Source organism: Pseudomonas sp. TNT2022 ID642 (assembly GCF_028656995.1).
In the GTDB taxonomy this organism is placed as follows: Bacteria; Pseudomonadota; Gammaproteobacteria; order Pseudomonadales; family Pseudomonadaceae; genus Aquipseudomonas.
Genome location: NZ_JAMDGW010000010.1, coordinates 25006 through 45168, shown reverse-complemented (window position 1 = coordinate 45168; position 20163 = coordinate 25006). Strand labels below are relative to the sequence as shown.

Below are 20163 nucleotides of genomic sequence, written 5' to 3'. Positions count from 1 at the left end.
GCCGGACTTTCCTTGTTTGTAAATCAGAGTACGAGTTCATGTTCCCGATGACACCCATCGCGGCTGCGCTTGCGCTGTTGTTTTGTGCCAGCGTAGCCGTGGCGTCCGACTCCACCGGTACCACACCCCGCAGTCTGCTGGCGCAGGCCAAGGGGTTGCCGGCGGATTTCGAAGAGCATTTCTTTGATGTGCCTCTGGCAGTGCGGGTCGAAGTTGACCAGCAGCCGTTGGGTGAGGCCATGGTGGTGTTGTCCCGCGATGATCGCATCACCCTGCTCGAATTCACCGACACCAGCGAAAACCGCTTTGGCCCCGCCGAACGCGAAAAGTGGGCGAGCTATTTCAAGCCCGGTGTGCCACTGGGGACATGCAGCGGCGCTTGCCCGGATCAGTTTCTGGCGGTGCACTACAACCTGGAAAATTCGCTGGTGTCGATCCTCACCGAAAACGCCGAGCGCGATGTTGAGGCCAAGCGTTACTACGATCAGCCTGAAAGCGGTAGTCACGGCTTGATGGTGCGCAACCAGCTTAATCTCAATGGCGGTCAGGACCAGGATCTCGGCGGACGCTTTGGCCTCGAAGCCAGCTCAAGCCTGGGCAACTGGAGCCAGACGCTCAATCTGCAAGTGGCCCGTCTCGGCGGCCCGGACGACAAGCTGTATCACGCCATTCAAGAGCTGCACACCCAGCGCGAACTGCAAGGCAGTTTTTTCCGGCTGGGTTATTTCACCCCCAATTCCGAAGGGCTGACGCGCCAGCCGCGCACGTTCGGCACCAGCCCCGACACCGCCGTCGGCGTGATGTACGGCAGCTCCGACAGCCTGGCGATCAACAGCCCGATGCCCAGCGTTTATCCGATCTACGTCACCGCCAACCGCCAGGGATCGGTGGAGATCTGGCGCGATGGCCTGCTGATCAATACCCAATCGGTGCCGGCCGGTTTGCAGACCCTCGACACCCGACCATTGCCCGGTGGCATTTATGAAGTGGAAGTGCGGCTGATCGAAGACGGCCAGATCACCTCAACCACCCAGGAGCTGGTGTACAAGCCCAACAACTGGCGCAACCTCGACGAGCGCTGGCGCTACAACGTCTTTGCCGGCGAAGAACAGAAACTGCTGAGCAACTGGGACACCCAGGCCAGCGGCAGCCCGACCGCAGGTGCCTCGTTGATTTACCTGCTGCATCCGCGGGTGATTCTCGGTCTGTCGGCGCGCCAGATCCGTGAAAAACTGCAATACGGCACGTCCATCGACTGGACGCTGGCCAATCACCTCAGCCTGTATGCCAACGTCTACAAAACCGAGGATTACGGCACCGGTCTCGATCTGCAAAGCCTCTACAACTATGGCGCCGGCAGCATCGTCGTCAGCCACAACCGCAGTTGGCTCGACACCACCAATACCTACGACACCTTGCCCGATGGCACCCGGGTGCGTCCGCGCAATGTATTTATCGGCCAGACCAGCAATTCTTCGTTGGCGCTCAACCATCGCCTCAGCAGCAAGAGTTCGGTTAACGCGCGGGTCTCGCACAGCGAGGGCAATGTCGAAGGCATGGGGGTGGATCTGGGCTGGACCCAGCGCACGATGGTGCTGGGCAGCGATGCCAGTTGGCGCCTGTCGATTTTTGATCGGCCGGGCAGTTTCAGCAGTGGCGATGCGCGTAATCGCGGCGTCGACCTGAGCATCAACATGGCGCTCGGCGCCCCCGGTCAGCAGATCACCGGCAGTATCGGTTCGCGCACCGCCCGCGACGGCACGCGTGACAACAACGCCTCGCTCGGCTGGCGCAAGGATTTCCAGGATCACGTCCTGCAAAACGTGTCGCTCACGGCACTCACGGACACTTACGGGGTGGGCGTGGCCAGCCTCGCCAACTTCCGCACCGACGCGGTCAATGGCGATGGCTTCATTCAGCGCTCCTCCTACAACGGCAACTTCACCGGCGGTCTCAACGTCGACAGCACGCTGGTGGTCGGCGGGCAGCAGGTGCTCATGACCAGCCAGAGCGAAGTGCGTGGCGCCGGGATGATTGTCGACGTCGAGTCGGATATTGAGGACATCGTTCTGCGCGCCGACGATTACAGCGGTGGCGGGGCGGCGTTGAAGCCGGGGCGCAATTTCATCCCGATTACCGCATATCAGAACAGCTCGGTAAGTTTCGACTTCGAAGGCAATAACGTGCCGGCCGCCACCATTGAACCGGCGCGCACTCGATATCACCTGAACAAGGGGGGCGTGGAGTACCGCAAGGTCCGCGTGATGAAAACCCTGACCGTGCTAGGTCGATTGGTGGACGGGCAAGGGCTGCCGCTCAAGGGCCATCACGTGATCAACCACGCCAGCCGTGGCGTGACCGAAGTCGACGGGTTCTTCTCGATGGAAATGAACGCCGGTTCACCGACCCTGGAAGTGCGTCAGGGCAATCAGTTGCTGTGTCAGTTCCGCCTTGATGCCGGCAGCCATCGCAGCGAAAACAATGTGCTGATGATCGGCGATCTGCGTTGCACGCCGGACACCCTGGCCGACGTCACCTCCACTGAACAGAAGGCAGGTTGATTCCATGAAGATATTTACAGGTGGCTGTGCCTTGGCACTGGCGCTGAGCATGTCGCCGGCCCAGGCAATCAATCAGGAAATCCGCGCAATGTTTCAGCCTGATCCTTCGCAGCCGGGCAAGAACCTGTTCGATAACCTGACGCCCAATAGCGGCTATTGCGTGGCTTTTCCCGGGAAATGCGCTGACGGCAAAATGTTCAGCATCGAGTTGCCTGTTCGTTACAGTTCAAACCGCGCACTCGTACCGGGTGACGGTGTCTCGTTGCAAGTCCCCGCAGATTGGCGACGGTTGACGATCACGAATCAGGATACCCAGGAAACGGAGAGCGTCGAGGTACGTATTACCGGCATCGGCTCCACATATGTTCTGAGTGATCGGGTGCAGGAGCTCACTGGAATATCGAACGCCGCGCAGGCACATGACAAGCTCTGGAGATCTGAAACAGGTTGGATTTATGCCCCGACGCCTTGTGTCGGTAGCGGCTTGGCGGGGTATTCCGACACGAGCTATCGTTTTTTCTGGCATACCCCAGTGGAGGCGTCCTGCACCAAAAATACCGTTTTCCGTATCCCCTCGATGTACTTCGACAAGCTGGATTTTTCGTATGAGCTAAAGACGCCTAACCCGTTGAGCATGTCGAGCGGTCTGTATACCGGATCGATTACTTACACCATGGGGCCAGGCGGCGATTTCCATATGGGCTACATGATGCAACCGGATGACAGCCAGTTGACCCTCGACTTCGTGCTGGACGTGCAGCACACCCTCAAGGTCGATCTGCCACCGGGCGGCGATAAAGTCTCGCTGGAACCCGAAGGCGGATGGGCGCCGTGGATCGACAGCGGCCGCAAGCCGAAGCGGATCTTTCGCGATCAACCCTTCTACATCTCTGCGTCGTCGCGCTTCAAGGTCATGTTGCTTTGCAATTCTCAAGGTGGTTCCTCCTGCGCGTTGGGCAGCCCATCGGGGGATAGCACTCAGGTTCAAGTGGCCATGAGTTTACCGGCGGGTATCGCTGGCCCCAGTGGTGGTGTCGTTACCCGGACGCCATTGCTATTCAACACCTGGGTCGGCCCGTTTCAGCCAGGCCTGTACGTGGATCGTAAGCCCGGCGCGATGCATTTCGAGCTCGATCCGTTTGCGATCGAGTTCCTCCTGCGTCCCGGCAAGAACGACCGGCTGCGCGGCAACATCACCATTATCTGGGACTCGGATGTGTGAGCACGCCAGTCAAACCCCTTTCGATATTCATGGAGTTGAACGCGATGAACCGTGGTTTTCTGCTGGGCGTGCTCAGCGTGTTTTGCCTGACGGCGCAGGCCGGTCCGCAAATCAATGTCGGCACCGTCTACGACTATCTCGACGCCGATAAAAGTACCTACCTCAAACGGGTGTTCAACAGCGGCGATGCCACCGCGTTCGTGAAGATCAACGTGCTGGAAATCATCTACGGCGCCGATGGCTTGCCGCAGGAAGTGCCCGTAGCAAATGCCGCCGATGGCGCTTCGCGCAATGGCGTGATGGCCAGCCCGGCGCGGCTGATCGTCCCGGCGCAAGGTATGCAGGGCACGCGTTTGCTGTACATGGGCGAGCGTGATCGCGAGCGCTATTTCCGCGTACGTTTCGTCCCGGTGGTGCCGGAAAAGGAAGACGAGTTCGTGGTCAGCAGCGAAGAGCGTGAAGACTATAAAAACTCGCTTTCAGCCGGAGTCAACGTGATGACCGGGTTCGGCACGATCTTCTTCGTGCGGCCCAAGGACGCGCGTTTCGCCACCGTCGTCAACGACACCGACAACCGCTATGAACTGCGCAACAACGGCAACACCGTGCTGATCGTCGATGAGTTCAAGAGCTGCTCATTGAGCAAGGAAAGCGACTGCGGCGCCACCACCAAACACCATGTGCTGGCGGGCAAGACCTTTGCCTTCGACAAGGAAAAGGGCCGCCAGTACAGCTTCTTTCTGATCGAAGGCAGCGACAAGAAAACCATGAAGATCGCCAGTCGCTAGGTGTGTTTTCCATTGACGTATCGGGTAACCAACATGATCAAGCAATGCACCGCCGCGGCGCTGCTGGCCGTCACTGCGCTGGCTGGCGCCGGGGCGTGGGCCGCGCGCGAAGAGCACACCTTCGAAGTGTCCCTGACCATCCCCAGCCGTCCGTTCTACATCATTCCCGCAGAGCCGGACTGGATCCACCGACCGCAGCGGCTTGAGTGGGATTACCAGCGTTCGACCCTCAGCGGGCTACAGAGGAACTTCGACGTGCGCCATGACAGCAGTGCGATCGAAGCCCGCCTTGCCTACGACCCGTACCTGGAAAATGGCCGCCCCGGCGAGGTGATCGATCTGCTGGTTTCCTTCAATGATGTCGAGCTGAGTTCGCATGTCACCCCGCGTCAGGTGCTGTCCGAGGAAGAAGCCGCAGGGGGCAAGCGCGTGGCGTTGAAGATCGACCCGATCGAACCAACGGGTGGTTATCGCCCTGGGGATTACCACGGCAATGTCGTGCTGATGTTCAACGCCAGGGCACCGGGGGCGTAAGCGGCAAAACGGATCAGGCTCATCAGAGGCAGGACGAATAATGAAAATGTTCATTTGGTTGGGCGTGCTGGCGGCGTTGTACGCCCCGCAGGCGCAGGCGATCAATCAGGAGATCCGCGCGTTGTTTCAGCCGGATCCTTCGCAGCCGAGCAAGAACGTGTTCGTCAATAAAACCCCGAATTCGGGTTATTGCGCGGAGTATCCGGATCAATGCACTGACAACGCTACGTTCAGTATTGAGGTACCTGTTCGTTTCAATTCAATCGTCCCCATTACGCCATTTTTTTGGATATCGATGAAGGCCCCAGCCAATTGGCGACGATTGACGGTGACCAATGCTCAGACTCAGGAAACCGAGACCGTCGAAGTCCGTATCACCGGTATGGGTTCCAGTTACGTTTTGAGCCAGCCGGCACACGAGTTGGTGGGTGTGAGCGATATCCTTGAAGGGCATCAGAAACTCTGGACCACCAACAGTTGGGTGTATGCAGCGCCCCCCTGTCTTTATAGCGGCGTCGGGGCGTACAGCGCTGATTCTTATCGGTTCTTCTGGAAGACCCCTGTTGAGACTTATTGCGTCAAGACGGCGATGTACAACATTCCATCCATATCCTTCAATTCGCTCGATATTGCTTACGAGCTGAGAACGCCCAACCCGCTGGGTATGTCTTCCGGTCTTTACACCGGCTCAATGGCCTATAGCCTTGGTGTCACACGTGATTTTGATCTTGGACCCTGGATGGAGCCGGACGACAGCAACCTGACCCTGGATTTTGTACTCGACGTGCAGCACACCCTGAAAGTGGATATCCCGCCTGGCGGCGACAAAGTTGTACTGGAACCGCAAGGCGGCTGGCAGCGCTGGCTGGACAGCGGTCGCAAACCTTCGCGGCTTTACCGCGATCAGATATTCCATATCTCGGCGTCGTCGAAATTCACCATGAAACTTGAATGTGAGCATCGTCTGGGATTCGAATCGGGATGTGCCATTGTTGATGGTCAGGGATTCGCCGGGGCAGTGGATGTCAGTGTCAGTCTGCCCAACGGCTTGAGCGACAGCGCCGGGCTGCCGGTCAAGCGCAAGCCATTGGGAATTGAGCCTACAGCGCCGTTTCAACCCTCTCTCTATATCGATCGCAAGCCGGGAACTCTGCATTTCGAAGTGAACGAGCAGCAAACCCACTGGATGATCGACAATGCCCAAGGCCGGCCCTACAGAGGCAATATCACGGTGATCTGGGATTCGGAAGTCGGTTAGTCGCGGTGCAATCCGACCAGTTCCTTGTGGGGCTGGCCGGGTTGCAAATCAAGGAAGTCAGAGACCGGTCTTGGCCATGGCTTCACGTGTCAGTTTTCTGGAAATCTCTTTGCGCTCATAGGCGATTTTATTGAACAGTCGTTCATAGGTTGCATCGCTCATGAGGTCGCCGCTGAACACCTCTGCCTGGGGAACGCCCAACAGATCGGCGAGCCTTTCCAGTTTGCGCGCCAGCGCATTCAGGGGCGTCTGGGGGGTGGCGTTGGCCCATTCGGCCTGGGCGCTGCGCAGCTCGTCGAGCTGCCCTGACATGTCGTCGAACAAACGGTCATTGGCTTCGTAGTCATCAGGGTGGGTACGGCGTAAATATTCTTCCCAGAAGTTTTCGGAGGATAGGTCGATCATCCCGTTGACCAGCCCGTCACCCTGTTCGTCCTTGATGATCAGCTTGTAGGCCGTCTCGATGTTTTCCGCAGAGACGCCAGAGGGGCGGGGATACAGCAAGCTTTCGGACTGCCAGGGCAGTTCCAGTCTTTGCGCCAGACCGATCTCGAATGCCAGGTGAATGTCCACTTCATCCGACACGGGTATGCCGGGGTCCATGAGGTTTTGTTCGGTCTGGTTTTTGTACTCGACCCTGACTTCATCGGCAACCCGGTCCAACCGCGCGGCACCGCGCGCCAGGCGCACAAGGCTGGCTTCCAGTTCGGTGGCTGAAGTCGACCCGGCGTAAGCCTTCGATACCAGCACTTTCATTCCCAATGAGTTCAACAACCGGGCGCCGAGATCTGCGCGGTCTTTGGGCGACTCAATTTGCTGGAACAGCTTTTCCCGCAGCCTGGCATCGAGTGCGGCAGCGTCTACCATTTCCCAGACCCGCTGGGTCAGGCGTCTGCGGCCATGATCCGTTTGGTATTCGGCGCTCTCTCGCTGCTTGCGAATCACGCTGAAAAAACCTTCCGAATAGGGTTCGGCCATCAGATCATGCCAGGACTCCAGGCGATACTTGCTGAGCGATCCTGAAGGGCTGGAGGCAGTGGAGTTCTTGGGAAACAATTGCCAATAACTGATTTCGTTTTCGGCGGCCGGAAAGTTCTCCTGCGCAAAAGAGAGGCCTACGGATTTACGGTACTCGCCATACCGCACGTGATCTTCGACGGACAATCGCTTCGTATCGAAGCGCGCCCGGCTCAGGGTGTAAGCCTGCGCTGATCCGGGAGTGACCTCGGGTAAGGTGTTGATTGGTGCATCGCGTAAATCCAGATAGAAGCTTTGTGGTCGCTGTTTGTCGATCGCGCCGACACGGAACAAACCTTCGGGCCAGGTCTGGATTTTCGTCTTGGCCAGGCGCAGTTCAGTCAAGTGATCCATGTGTCCGACATCGGGTGGTTGACGCAGGGGATTGCCGTTCAGATTCAGTGTTCGCAGTTGATCCAGCCCGGCCAGTTGCTGGCTGGATTCGCTGGTCAGTGTGATGGCGTTATCGGTCAGGTCCAGATCTTTGAGTTGGCGCATCAACCCGATGATGGAAGGCATTTCTTTCAACTCGCACTCGCGGGCGCTCAATTGGCGAAGCTCAGGGAAGGTACTCAGCAGAGCGCTGGGGTCTGGAGAAAGGCGCGCCCGGTCAAGTTTCAGCGCCGTGATGCGATCAAAGTATTTTTTCATCTTTGGCCGCCTGCGCAGGTCATTCCACCAGCGTTCGAGTTCATACCCCTGGAACTCGGAAGATAAATCCAGCGTCAAGCCTTGTTCCGGATGCAGGCTGCGCTCACCGAAAATCTCGCTTTGACGATCAAAGCATTCAATCAGCCGTGTCTCGATGAACCTGCCGCCTTTTTCCAAGTAGTCGGATGAAATGTTCCAGTAGTCGCTTTCCACATCAAATTCGCGATAACTGCTACTCCAGGTCATCAACTCGTCGTGCAGTTCCTTGCGTTCGTTTTCAAGGCGCTCGATGGCGTCGACCGGTTCGCCCTTGCGTGCCAAAGCTTCAATAAAAGTCGTTCGTTCCCTTTCGCTCATTTTGGGAAAGAGGTCCTTTATTCTTTCATCCGGTGTCGATCGACGGAGAAACCGCGGCAAGCCGCGCACCAGGGTCTCGGTTTCAATGCTCACCACCGGCCGAATGGGTGGTTCGGCCAACACCGTCCGGCGTTCGGCAGCCGGCGCGGCTTTTTCCATGATCCAGCGTTTCAGTGCATGACTCTGGCCGCGTCGATGGCCTAAAACCGACTGGGTCTGTTCGGGCACCGCGCGCAGAAGCGAGGCATAGAAATCGTCGGCGTCATGCAGTGCGCGATTGCTGTCGTCGAGCACCGCATAACGGCCGTGTTCATCGCGGATCAGACGCCGGACGCTGGTTGCCTCCTGCGGTCCGGCGCTGCAGCGCAACGGGCCATCCCAGGTGCCGTCGCGGATTTCGATGCGCAGATCGCCGAAGCTGTCGGTGTAGAATTTCAGGGTGTTGAGGGCCAGTCGTTCGGTGTCGGCGGTGATCAGCTCATCGCGAAAAAAACCGTCGTAGGCGCGGGCGGCGCTGGCTTCGAAGTTCAGCTCTCGGGCCTGATTTTTCAGGCGCAGAGGCAGGCGTTGTTCGTCGACGACTCTTTGCAATTCGGCCGGGCTTGCCTCGGCCACGACTTTCTCGGCGAGCACGAGCGGTAGCTCGGGAAAGGTCTGTTTGACCACGCGGATGTCGGTTTTACCGGAGCGTTCACTGGCCTGATACACGTGGTGTGCGACGGCGCTGCGTCGCTCATCAACCGCGTCCGCGAGCCGATTGCGCAAGAGGCCGACACGTTCGTCGCGACTGGCCGCTTGACCGGTCAGATGATTCAGGTCCTCGTCACCGAGAAAGTCCACCACCCGCTCCACCAACCTGCCCGCGTTGAGATCGCCCTGACTGATGCTCAATGTATCGGCCGGCAAAGCTTGCGGGTTGCCGTATTTGCGCGAATGGCCGCTCAGACTGGCATCGGCAAATACCTCCAACGCTTTGCCGCCAGGCCAGCCCGGCAAAGTGGTCAGTATCGGTTCCAGCCAGACAGCCTGTGGATCGATCGGGCGACCGCTGCGAATGTCGGCACTCGCCGTAAGCACATCGTCGTATGCGCTGAAGCGTTTGACCGTATCGGCCAGCAGCGGCGGCGGTGGGCTGTTGTCGATGTGCATCTGGCGCAGCGCGTTGTGATCGGTGCCGCTGCTGATGCGGATCTGCTCAAGCTCTGTGGGGGAAAAACGTTCGACGCGGTGGCCCAGTCGCCGCATCAGCGCTTCATTCGGCCAGTCCTGCGGGGCTTCGATTTCATGCACCCAGGCACCGTGACCGTTGTGTTCGATTTTCGGCTTGTAGGCGTTGGCGCGCCTCGGGTGCTTGATGCGGTGAGTGTTGGACGTCGCGTTAGTCGAGGCTTTTTCGACAAAGTACAGTTTGCCCTCCAGCGGCAGGACGTTTTCGTTAGCGTACTGATGCAGTCCATGGCGGTCGGGTCTGGCGCCTGGCGAAAGCATCAGTTCGTTGCGTTCGTAAGGACTCAGGTCCGGGTGCCATAAACTCTCTTTGCCATTGGGAAGCCTGACCGCTTTCATCCCGTCGACCAATGGCGACAGCTTCACGCGAAAGGCTTCGCCGATCTGCGCGCCGGCGGTGAAGGCGGCCAACTGGATGATGTCGGTCACTACGCTGATGACATGCCCGGCGGCTTCTTCCCAGAGACCTTCGGCCAGATCGACGATGCCTTCGATGACGTCGCTGGTCAGTTGGTAAGCGGTGTAGGCCATCATCAGTTCGCCCAGTCCCGGCACGAACGGGGTGGCGATCAACAGCGCGACGTTGAAAATGTCCGAGACAATCTTCTTTAAGTTATCCCACCACGCCCAGCGCGCCTTGCTGTCGGTGTCGACGGTAGAGACAGCGATTTCCCGGGCGTCGTTGAGGATCTTGTTGAGCTTTTGCTGATAGGCATGGCGCCAGTAATCGCCCTGTAATTTCACCCGACTGAATTGCAGGTTGGGGTTGGCCACCGGATCCTTGCGCCACGGCGGTCGCTGATCGGTCGGGTCCTGGCGCGGGTGATACCTGACGATGAACAGGCGTTGCTCAAGCTCGGCGAAGAAGTGCCCGCGCTGCTGCTGGTCGACAAACTGACTGAAGAACTGGCGATAGGTCTGGCCGGTCGAGGCGCTGATTCGGTCTTCGCGAAACTGGCGCGCCAATTCATCCCGGAAGGCTTTGAGGGAGTCGTACTCCTTGAGCGGGTGATCCGGGTCGTGGGGTATGTAGACGATCAGGCGTCGGATGCCACGCTTGTCCGTTACGGCGTGCGTCAAGACCAGGATACCGGTCAGTCGAGTGCCGAGCATTGACAGGTCAGAGCACTGCATCGAGCGGCCGTTGAGCAGCAGTTGTGGTTTGTCCTCGGCCAGGCTCAAGAGCATTTTGTAGGCGTCGTACGGGATATCTTCCTTGATCAGTGCCAGGTGCGCGGCGACGGCAAGGGCATCTTTCTGGCTCTCGCTCACCTTGTGTTGCAGCACGCTTGCGGCCAGTGGCTCGCCGGGAAGCAGGTAGCTTTCCAGATGCTTTTTATACTGCGCACCGATATCCAGATCGCGGCACAGCGTCTGGAACTGGCTGACAGGCATTGCACCTTTGATTGGCAGCACATCGAACAAACCGCGCTCATCGGGTTTGCTGATGTAGTCCGAGCCATGCCCGACCGTTTCACTGCTGGCAAAGTTGTGCAGGGCGGCATCCAGCAGCGAGACCGTGCGGGTTGCGACACCCCCGGAAACATCGATGGTGTACCACGGTTTGTCCTTGGGCAGGTACAGGCGCAGAAAGGTGGTTTTCACGTCCGGCTCGATGCCGTGCCGTGCTTTGATTTCTGCCTTGAGCAGAGGCTCGGCAAAGGCATGGAGATCGGTTTTCGCCAAGAGATGATCAACCTGGTTCTGCGAACTCCAGGCCTTGAGGTTGGCAGCGGCGAGTTTGCTCAGGTACGCGGCGGGCGCGGCGGTGTACCAGGCTTCATTCTTCAGTGGCGAGGCGGCCAGGGCGAGGCCCCTGCTGACGGTGGCGGTCTTGAAGCTGTCGTTGACGGCGGACTTGATGAAATCGTAGTGCCGTCCTTTGTCGGCGTTTTCCGCAGGCTGGGGAGAGGGAGACATGGCCAATCATCCTTGATTGTTGAGGAGTGATCAGCGTACCCACGGCGGGGCAAAACAAAAGTTCAAAGATCGGGAGGCAAACGGCTTTGCGGGTCTGCAACCCGACGAAAAATCGAATCTGAAAAATACATGAATACCACCCGCCGAACCGAAAATTCGTCACCCTGATGCAGAAAGAGGCGACACGATTTGTTACCTCGCCGTAGGGCGCGGCGCTTCGAGCATCGCCACGCTGTCGGTCTGCGGCGGTTTGCATTGCGAGTCGCTGCCCGGTTGCAGGTACGGCGTCAGAATCGGCGCCATGCCTTTGAGCACCTGCACCGGCAGGGCCGACGTGAATTTGAAATTCTCCGCCGAGCGACCCGGAACGAATGCGGTCAAGGTGCCGAAATGGTGATCGCCGATGAAGAACACAAAGGTTGCTGTGCGGTTGATCGACTTCGAACTGAGGATGCGACCGCCCGAACCGATGGCCTCGATGCGGTTGTCACCGGTCCCGGTTTTGCCACCCATGGCCAGTGGGCTGCCATCAGCCAGTTTGAAACTGCCGGAAACACGTTTTGCCGTACCGGCGTCGACCACTTGCGACAGTGCTTCGCGCATGGCCGTGGCGACCTCGGACGGCATCACCCGTTTGCCGACATGCGGGTCGTTGACCAGTTGCGTTTCGTACGGCGTGCCGGCGGCGAAATGCAGGCTGTCGATGCGCAGCGTCGGCATGCGTACGCCGTCATTGAGGATGGTGCCGATCAATTCGGCCAGTGCGGCGGGGCGGTCACCGGAGCTGCCGATGGCGGTGGCCAGCGACGGCACCAGGTGATCGAACGGATACCCGACTTTCTGCCAGCGCTGGTGAATCTCGAGGAACGCCTCGATCTCGAGCATGGTGCGAATCCGGCTGTCGCGGGCGCCCTTGTGCTTGCTCTTGAACAGCCAGCTATAAACTTCCTGACGTTCGAAATGGCTGGCCTTGACGATCTCGCTGAAGGTCGCGTCCGGGTGATTCAACAGATAGCCCATCATCCACAGGTCCAGCGGATGCACCTTGGCGATGAAGCCTTGATCAGGCAAATCGTAACTGCCAGGACCGTAGGAATCGTAGAGGCGGATCAGGCGATCATCGGTGAGTTTTTCGCTGAGCTTGGCGCCCTTGAGGTGGGAGCGCACAAACGTGTTGAAGTCTTCCTGACTGGCCTCGGGCAGCAGGTAGCGATGCACGGCGGCCATGCGGATCGGTGTCGGGCGCATGCTGTCGAGGAAGGTGTCGAGGCGTGCCTGCGTGTCTTTGTTCCTGTATTTTTTCCAGAACTTGAGCTGGAACGCCGTACCTTCGCGGTCGGCGAAACTTGCCAGGTATTCCTGCCGGCGCGGATCGCGATCGTCCTTGAGCAGTTCGGCACTGCTATTGGGCCCTGAATAAGTGACATAACGCACCACATCGCGCATCAGCCGAATGAACGGCAGGTTGATCGACTCGCGCAGAGCATCACGCAGGGTCGGCAGGCGGCCATTGTCTTCCTTGCGGAAGTTGTGGAACGTGTGCAAGCCGCCGCCGGTGAAAAACGCTTCGCCGGGGCTGGCCGAATATTTGCGGTCAAGGGCTGCGCCGAGCAGCTTCGACAGGTCGTGATCCTTGTTCTGGATCAGGTAATCGATGACCCACTGGCTCAGGCGATCCTGATCGGGGACTTCGACTTTCTTCAGTTCCGGCACGCTCATGGCGCCGTACTTGTCATGCAGTTCGGCGATGATTTGCAGGTAAGTGGTGAGCACGCGCATTTTTGCCGTTGAGCCGAGTTCGAGTTTGCTGCCTTCGTTGATGTCGAACGGCTGGTCGGTGCTGTCGGTCTGCACCCGCACGCGGGAACCGTCCGGCGTCAGTTCGAAGAGGGTGAAGCTGTAGCGCACTTGCGTGGTGCTGGTGGTGGTCAGCAAGCGTTCGCCGAGCAGGCCGATTTCGGCGGCATAGGCTGGGTCGGCGAGTTTCTTCAGGTACGCGGTGGCCTGGGTTTGCAGGTCGCCCTGCAGGGTGCTGGTGGCCGAGAGGTCGAGGCGGTCGAGGTCGTACAGCGGCCGGTTGAGCATGCTCGCCAGACGACTGCGGGCGACGCTGATGCCCTTGTTGGTCTCGATCGGCTGAATGGTCGGCTGGGTCTGCCAGTCGCGGTAAGTCACCTTGCTGGTCAGGGCGGCATCGGCCAACGCGCTGTCGATCACACCGTTCTGCTTGAGCAGGCGCAAGTGGCTGTCGGTGAGGTCGGCAAGCTCTTCGCGGCCCTTGGTCAGGTAATGCGAAGGGCGACGCTGGGCGATCATCAGCGAGAGCATTTCACGCAGGACCAGGCCTTTGGCAGCCATGGTTTTCGGGTCCGTGGCCGGACTGTTCAATTGTGCGTTGGCCTGGTTGAAGTCGCTGCCGTACCAGACGCGCAAGCCTTCGGCCATGCCATGCACTTCACCATGCCCCGGCACCGCCGAGAGCGGCACGCTGTTGAGGTAATCGCGCACGATGTTCTGCCGTGCCCCCAGGGTTTCTGGACCGGGCTGATAGGCCCGGACGCTGGCGGACATCATCTGCCGCAGTTTCTCGGCACCGGACACCGTCAGGCCATCCGGCGAATGCCGGTACTTTTCCAGTTGCGTGGCCAAGGTACTGCCGCCCGCCGACTGGCCCGGCAAACGCAGCAATTTCGCCACTTGCGACCACGCCGCCATGCCGAAGCGCGGCCAGTCCACTGCCGGGTTGGCCAGTGGCTGTTTCGGGTCGAGCAGAAAACGGTTTTCGATGAACAACAGACTGCTGACCACCACCGGCGGGATCGCCGCGAAGCTTGCGTACAGCTGTTGCGGATAGTTGTACTTGTACAGCGGCGCAGCCCGGCAGTCGGTGATCGACAGCCCGGCCTGGATCTTCTCCGAGTACGGCACGAACAGGCCTTTGTCGGTATAGCTGAGCAGCGCCGGGGAAAAACGCGTCTGCTCGGTGATGACGTAATTGCGTTTGAGCAGGCGCGGAAGGAATTCATCCAGCGAGCTGTAACCCAGACGCAGATCGAACGGCCCGTTGCCTGGATAGCGAATCGCTTCACTGGGACCGGGTTCGAGATGGTAAGTCAGCGAAGCCGCGTACCGGCTGAGCTCGCGCGACTGAAAGCGCGAGGTGCGCATTTCCTTGGACGCGGCCAGCCCTACCACGATCGCGATAATCACCAGCAACAACCAGAAAGCCTTCCACCCATGCCGGTTGCGGCGGGGTTTTTCAGGGACAGGCGCTTCATCCACACGGTCAGTCGGAACCACGGCTTTACTCGAATCGGTTTGCCACAAAGCGCCCATAGTCGATTGATCCATTCACGCAGATTGATCGGACTTGTCTGAAGCTTAGACGGTGGTTGGGGCTGGTGAAAAAAATGTGCAGTCGGGGCAGGCGTGGAGGTACGGCACGGAAAATGCGGTGTGATGTGGCGGGTTGAGCGACTGCGAATCAAAAAAACACAGTTGTAACTTTTCAGTAGCGGTTATTTGTATGAATGTAAGTTGCCAAAGTCTGGTAGCACTCGCCGGCTTCGCCTGTTGAATGTTTTGATGTTAACTCGGGCTTCAATTTTATTTGTCTGGGATGAAGTCATGTTTGAATCTCGTGGTCAGGTTTTCAGTATTGCCGAACATGTTGATGTTGTTACGGCCGCAACGCCGTCGCCATTGTTGAATATGTCAAAAGAAAATCTGGAGATGTTGAAAAGTTTTGATGCCGATGCACCACAATGGCTAAAGACTGCGTCGCCCAAACAACGCGACGAAGCTCGAAGGCTGATAGAAGAAAGTATAGCGGCGCACACGTTGCTGAATAACGCCATGGCATCGGTGAAAAGTCCTCATGAATTCGCCGCACCATTGCTGGCGAAGGCCATCAAGGAAAGGACCGGGCTGGATCTGGACGTCAATCGGGTGCAAGTGGATTTGTCCGGTAAAAGTGATTTTCACTCCTCGCAGATTCCACCCGCTTCGCTGGTGGACGCCGCCCTGCATAACCACCCGGCTGAAAAAAAGGCGATGTTCTTTTTCAAGCCGCATTGCTATATGACCGCTTCAGGAAGAGCGGAAGTCGAAGTTGGACTGGATGTTCATGAATTTATCGCGTTATGCCGGCTACTCGATATCGGGAAACACTATCAGGCCTACTTGCATACTGAACTTCACTGGGATGACGGCGGTGCTCGGGACAAGCTGAATAAGCTGTTCGTCAACTACCAGAAAGCAGCACTGAAAGCTGCGAGTTATATTGCATTGTGTAAAGGTGATATTCGTCGCGAACATTTTGAAGCATTGATGTCGAGTATAGAAGGGAAGGAGCCTGTTCACGTCGACGGTAAGACACTGTGGTATCGCAGCTTGAGTTTCAATGAGTTGCCCGTGCACAGCTGTATCATTTTCGAGATCGCCGACCCGGACGATGAAAGCATTCTGGACGACCTGCTGCCGACCGTTGACGGTTACGCCAATAACGCTTTCATCGCCTACATTCCCGACGATCCCGATCATCCCGTTAAACACTACGCGACAGTGACGGAACTCAAGGCCCGATTGATTGAACAGTTCGTGCGTCGCTCTGAAAGCGACTCGTCCAAGGCGCCAACGGCCTATCAACAATTCTTCAGCCGGTTCATGCGTTACAAGGATCGTTCGACGTTCTACTACAGCTTTACCGAAGAGGTTCCTACGGCGTCAGGCAAACCGCGGTTGTGGGATCACGAAACCCGTCGGCAGAAGCATGAGCCCGATTTTCTTCTGCAACTCAGGGTGCTGGATCCCTCGGGCGATCCCTGGGTTCAGCACTACGACATCTGGACAACATTGCATCGGGAGTTCAACCAGCGGATTTTCAGCGATGCCCGCGATGCTGCTGTGTCCAATGCCGATGCCGATGTGCGGGATGAGCAATCCTTGCTCGCGATATTTCTCGAAGTCGGCCTGGCCGCATTGAATGTGCTGTCTTTTGCAGTGCCTCCATTGGGGTTGGTCATGCTCGGGGTGTCGGCCGTACAACTGATGGACGAAGTGCTGGAGGGCTTGATGAACTCAGCAAGGGCGACAAGGAAGCCGGCTGGGAACACATCACCGACGTGCTGGAAAATATCGGCATTGGTGTGGCGACTCTGCCTTTGCTGGCCGGTATTCATTCAGAGTTCAAGCCGATTGAAATGCCCGCAGGACAGAAGCGTTTGTGGAAGCCTGACCTTGCACCTTATCGAAGCGACGTTTCGTTGGCAGACGTGAAGCCTGATCCACAGAATCAATTTGTGGTCGGCGCCAGACACTATGTAAAGGTCGAGGACGGTGTCTTCGAGACAGTCATTGAACCGGCCACCGGGCAATCAAGAATTCTTCATCCGAACAATCCGCAGGCTTACCAGCCGCTCGTTGAGCAAGACGGGGCTGGCGAATGGCAACCTGCGTTGCCACCTCCTTCGACAAAAGTTGAACCGACACCTGCCGGGTTCAATAACAGGCAGTTTCGTCGCTATGCCGTCAGGCCATCCGAAGTGGCCCGCCTCAGCCCGGCAGGCAAAGGGATCTTGCAAAGTGCTGACGGGCAGCGCCGCTATATTCGCAATATGGATGAGCGGGGCAAGGTCGCGGTGTATCGCGTCAAGAATGATTTCACCCTTAACGCGGAAGTAGTCGACGTCATCCTTGTCGATTCCGGTTTCAACGAACTGGCGGCTCGCAGGTATCGGCAAGTGGCGCCGGATCAATGGCAACCGCAGTCGCTGTTCGGCGGCAATATCACCGATGAACTGCATGACTCGGACGCCGTCAGCGGGCCGCAGCCAGGTACCTCTGGCAGGCCGGTATGGGGGCGCCCGCCTTTCCAGCGCGAGCGTTTGCCCAACGGTCTGTGGGAACCGCGGATCGAAGTGGTGACGCTCAACGATGTTCGCCATCTTTCCTACGACTGGGGGCCGTTTGAATTTGTCCCTTTCACCAGCAGGCCGACGAATATTCATCAGGCCCTGGCGGCCCCGCAATTCGATAATCTTCCTATCAGCACTGATCTTTTCAAGTCCCAGTTCTGGTCGGATATCCGCAAGATAGATCCGCAAATGATCAATACCCAAGGAGGGGGGCAGATGATTTTTGCCATGCAACGGATGACAACTTCCGGCGTGGTCGAAGGCGAATTCAACGCAATCAGCGTGTGGAGCACTCCTGACGAACTGCCACACCAGACCAATGCGTTATCGGGGTATTGGGCGCCTCAGGGAGGATATGTCGACATTCCCGTTCACCCTCGATGGGGCGAGCCCGATCATGTGTTTACGCCCGGGTTCAGCGGCTGCTCTTTTATCGTCGATCAGATGGGGGAAAACGTCCTGCGCGTAAGACATGTGGAATCTGGCAAGGAAGCTGCTCAGTACAACGATCTGCCCGGCCACGAACATGGTTGGGGATTGAGTGCCGCCATGGAGTTTCCGGATTACGGCTTGCTTAATGATGAAAGCGGCAACGCGTACATGATTCTGACGGGGTTTGCTTACATGAAATATGAGCGGACTACGGGTGAGTGGGTGCTTCACTATCAGGCCCAGTATGGTGCTCCGACAATTGCACAATATTCCGTTAAAGATCCCGGTTTTTTTGACAAGCCAACCCGAGTGGCCAAGGCTTTTTTTCAGGACAAGGTCATCAGAACCGGTTCCAGAGTCGTGAAAACCGCGGTCACTGCGACACGGCAAAGCAGCGCGGCCTGATACCCGATTTCTCCGGATAAAAACGCACGTTGAAAAGACGACGCACCAAGGTTGTGCAATACTCGCCGGCGTTTTTAGTGGCGAGTTTTCCTACAGCTACCAGTTGATCTCCTCGGCCAGCTGGCGTATCTGCGGCAACTCCCGCTGAATCTTTTGGTTTATAGAGTGAAAAACCCTGCATCAAGGTTTTTATACTGCACGCCCCGCTGATCTTTCAGGTTGCCCTGCAAGACGCGTCTGCCCACAAAGCAGGCGCGGTTTCATTTCAAGCCAAGGCTTATCGGCCGACGCTTCGATACTCGGTGGTCATATCCAATAACAAGACGAGGTTGCACCCCTATGCCAGTTGGCAATCACCTGCCTCACGGCGACACCGCTCAGGGCGGTCCGCTCAAACGCGAACTCGGCGAACGGCATATTCGCCTGATGGCGCTCGGTGCCTGTATCGGCGTCGGTCTGTTTTTAGGTTCGGCCAAGGCCATCGAAATGGCCGGCCCGGCGATCATGCTGTCTTACATTCTGGGTGGCCTGGCGATCCTGGTGATCATGCGCGCGCTCGGCGAGATGGCTGTGCACAACCCGGTCGCCGGCTCCTTCAGCCGTTACGCGCAAGACTATCTCGGCCCGTTGGCCGGTTTTCTCACTGGCTGGAACTATTGGTTCCTGTGGCTGGTGACCTGCGTCGCGGAAATCACAGCCGTGGCCGTGTACATGGGCATCTGGTTTCCCGATGTACCGCGCTGGATCTGGGCGCTCGCGGCGCTGATCAGCATGGGTTCGATCAACCTGATTGCGGTGAAAGCCTTCGGTGAATTCGAATTCTGGTTCGCCCTGATCAAGATCGTCACCATTATCGCCATGGTCATCGGCGGCGTCGGCATCATCGCTTTCGGCTTCGGCAATGACGGTGTGGCGCTGGGGATTTCCAATTTGTGGGCGCATGGCGGCTTCATGCCCAACGGTGTGACCGGCGTGCTGATGTCGCTGCAAATGGTCATGTTCGCCTACCTCGGTGTCGAGATGATCGGCCTGACCGCCGGTGAAGCCAAGAACCCGCAGAAGACCATTCCTGACGCGATCGGCTCGGTGTTCTGGCGTATTCTGCTGTTCTACGTCGGCGCACTGTTCGTGATTCTGTCGATCTACCCATGGAATGAAATCGGCACTCAGGGCAGTCCGTTCGTGATGACCTTCGAACGTCTGGGCATCAAGACCGCCGCCGGCATCATCAACTTCGTGGTGATCACTGCGGCGCTGTCGTCGTGCAACGGTGGCATTTTCAGCACTGGGCGCATGCTCTACAGCCTGGCGCAGAATGGTCAGGCACCGGCGGGTTTTGCCAAAACATCGAATAATGGTGTACCGCGTCGTGCGCTGTTGCTGTCGATTGCGGTGTTGCTCTTGGGCGTAATGCTCAACTATCTGGTGCCGGAGAAAGTCTTCGTCTGGGTGACCTCGATTGCCACCTTTGGCGCGATCTGGACCTGGGTGATGATCCTGCTGGCTCAGCTGAAATTCCGCAAAGGCCTGAGCGCCAGCGAACGCGCGGCACTGAAATACAAAATGTGGCTGTACCCGGTCAGCTCGTACTTTGCCCTGGCGTTCCTGGTGCTGGTGGTCGGCCTGATGGCGTACTTCCCGGACACTCGCGTGGCGCTGTATGTGGGACCTGCGTTCCTGGTGCTGCTGACAGTGTTGTTCTACGTGTTCAAGCTGCAACCGACCAACGCAGCGCAAGGCGCGGTGCGTTCGGCGTCGTAAGTTGTAAATCACACCAGCGAAAAGCAAAAGATCGCAGCCTGCGGCAGCTCCTACAGAGAATCTCACCCTGTAGGAGCTGCCGCAGGCTGCGATCTTTTGCCGTTTTACCGCCGGT

At 58.0% G+C, this 20163-nt stretch carries 9 protein-coding genes; 7 read left to right on the top strand and 2 right to left on the bottom strand.

Going from position 1 to position 20163, the window contains the following annotated elements; translation table 11 throughout:
* The first annotated feature begins 38 nt into the window (after nucleotides 1–38).
* From M5G26_RS11380 to M5G26_RS11360, 5 genes are read left to right on the top strand one after another with little or no spacing between them, the layout of a single operon-like run.
* The gene (locus M5G26_RS11380; protein WP_273915344.1) at nucleotides 39–2561 is read left to right on the top strand and encodes a CS1-pili formation C-terminal domain-containing protein; all 2523 of its coding nucleotides are present in this window, start codon (nucleotides 39–41) and stop codon (nucleotides 2559–2561) included.
* Between the two features lie 4 nt (nucleotides 2562–2565).
* Complete coding sequence (locus tag M5G26_RS11375; RefSeq protein WP_273915343.1) at nucleotides 2566–3783, top strand: hypothetical protein; 1218 nt, start codon at nucleotides 2566–2568, stop codon at nucleotides 3781–3783.
* Nucleotides 3784–3827: 44 nt separating this feature from the next.
* Nucleotides 3828–4571 carry a molecular chaperone gene (locus M5G26_RS11370; RefSeq protein WP_134177597.1) on the top strand — a complete coding sequence of 248 codons (744 nt, stop codon included), beginning with the start codon at nucleotides 3828–3830 and terminating at the stop codon, nucleotides 4569–4571.
* A gap of 33 nt (nucleotides 4572–4604) precedes the next feature.
* A complete protein-coding gene (locus tag M5G26_RS11365) occupies nucleotides 4605–5105 on the top strand; it encodes a CS1 type fimbrial major subunit (RefSeq protein ID WP_191625154.1) in 501 nt (166 codons plus the stop codon).
* Between the two features lie 40 nt (nucleotides 5106–5145).
* On the top strand, nucleotides 5146–6363 hold the full coding sequence (locus M5G26_RS11360; protein ID WP_273915342.1) for a hypothetical protein: 1218 nt from the start codon (nucleotides 5146–5148) through the stop codon (nucleotides 6361–6363).
* Between the two features lie 57 nt (nucleotides 6364–6420).
* On the opposite strand, the gene M5G26_RS11355 is transcribed toward M5G26_RS11360, so the two are convergent.
* Both M5G26_RS11355 and M5G26_RS11350 read right to left on the bottom strand, forming a co-directional pair.
* Nucleotides 6421–11535, bottom strand: coding sequence for a dermonecrotic toxin domain-containing protein (locus M5G26_RS11355; RefSeq protein ID WP_273915341.1), 5115 nt, complete (start codon nucleotides 11533–11535; stop codon nucleotides 6421–6423).
* A 192-nt stretch (nucleotides 11536–11727) separates the two neighbouring features.
* Nucleotides 11728–14871: a transglycosylase domain-containing protein gene (locus M5G26_RS11350; protein WP_273915340.1), complete on the bottom strand. Its 3144-nt coding sequence runs from the start codon at nucleotides 14869–14871 to the stop codon at nucleotides 11728–11730.
* A gap of 291 nt (nucleotides 14872–15162) precedes the next feature.
* Between M5G26_RS11350 and M5G26_RS11345 the strand changes: the two genes are divergently transcribed.
* Nucleotides 15163–16812, top strand: coding sequence for a dermonecrotic toxin domain-containing protein (locus tag M5G26_RS11345; RefSeq protein ID WP_273915339.1), 1650 nt, complete (start codon nucleotides 15163–15165; stop codon nucleotides 16810–16812).
* A gap of 1814 nt (nucleotides 16813–18626) precedes the next feature.
* Nucleotides 18627–20048, top strand: coding sequence for an amino acid permease (locus tag M5G26_RS11340; protein WP_273915338.1), 1422 nt, complete (start codon nucleotides 18627–18629; stop codon nucleotides 20046–20048).
* Nucleotides 20049–20163: the final 115 nt, after the last annotated feature.

Coding starts and splice junctions, on each gene's coding strand:
- M5G26_RS11380 (WP_273915344.1), top strand. CDS start 39: ATGTTCCCGATGACACCCATCGCGGCTGCGCTTGCGCTGTTGTTTTGT.
- M5G26_RS11375 (WP_273915343.1), top strand. CDS start 2,566: ATGAAGATATTTACAGGTGGCTGTGCCTTGGCACTGGCGCTGAGCATG.
- M5G26_RS11370 (WP_134177597.1), top strand. CDS start 3,828: ATGAACCGTGGTTTTCTGCTGGGCGTGCTCAGCGTGTTTTGCCTGACG.
- M5G26_RS11365 (WP_191625154.1), top strand. CDS start 4,605: ATGATCAAGCAATGCACCGCCGCGGCGCTGCTGGCCGTCACTGCGCTG.
- M5G26_RS11360 (WP_273915342.1), top strand. CDS start 5,146: ATGAAAATGTTCATTTGGTTGGGCGTGCTGGCGGCGTTGTACGCCCCG.
- M5G26_RS11355 (WP_273915341.1), bottom strand. CDS start 11,535: ATGTCTCCCTCTCCCCAGCCTGCGGAAAACGCCGACAAAGGACGGCAC.
- M5G26_RS11350 (WP_273915340.1), bottom strand. CDS start 14,871: ATGGGCGCTTTGTGGCAAACCGATTCGAGTAAAGCCGTGGTTCCGACT.
- M5G26_RS11345 (WP_273915339.1), top strand. CDS start 15,163: ATGTTTGAATCTCGTGGTCAGGTTTTCAGTATTGCCGAACATGTTGAT.
- M5G26_RS11340 (WP_273915338.1), top strand. CDS start 18,627: ATGCCAGTTGGCAATCACCTGCCTCACGGCGACACCGCTCAGGGCGGT.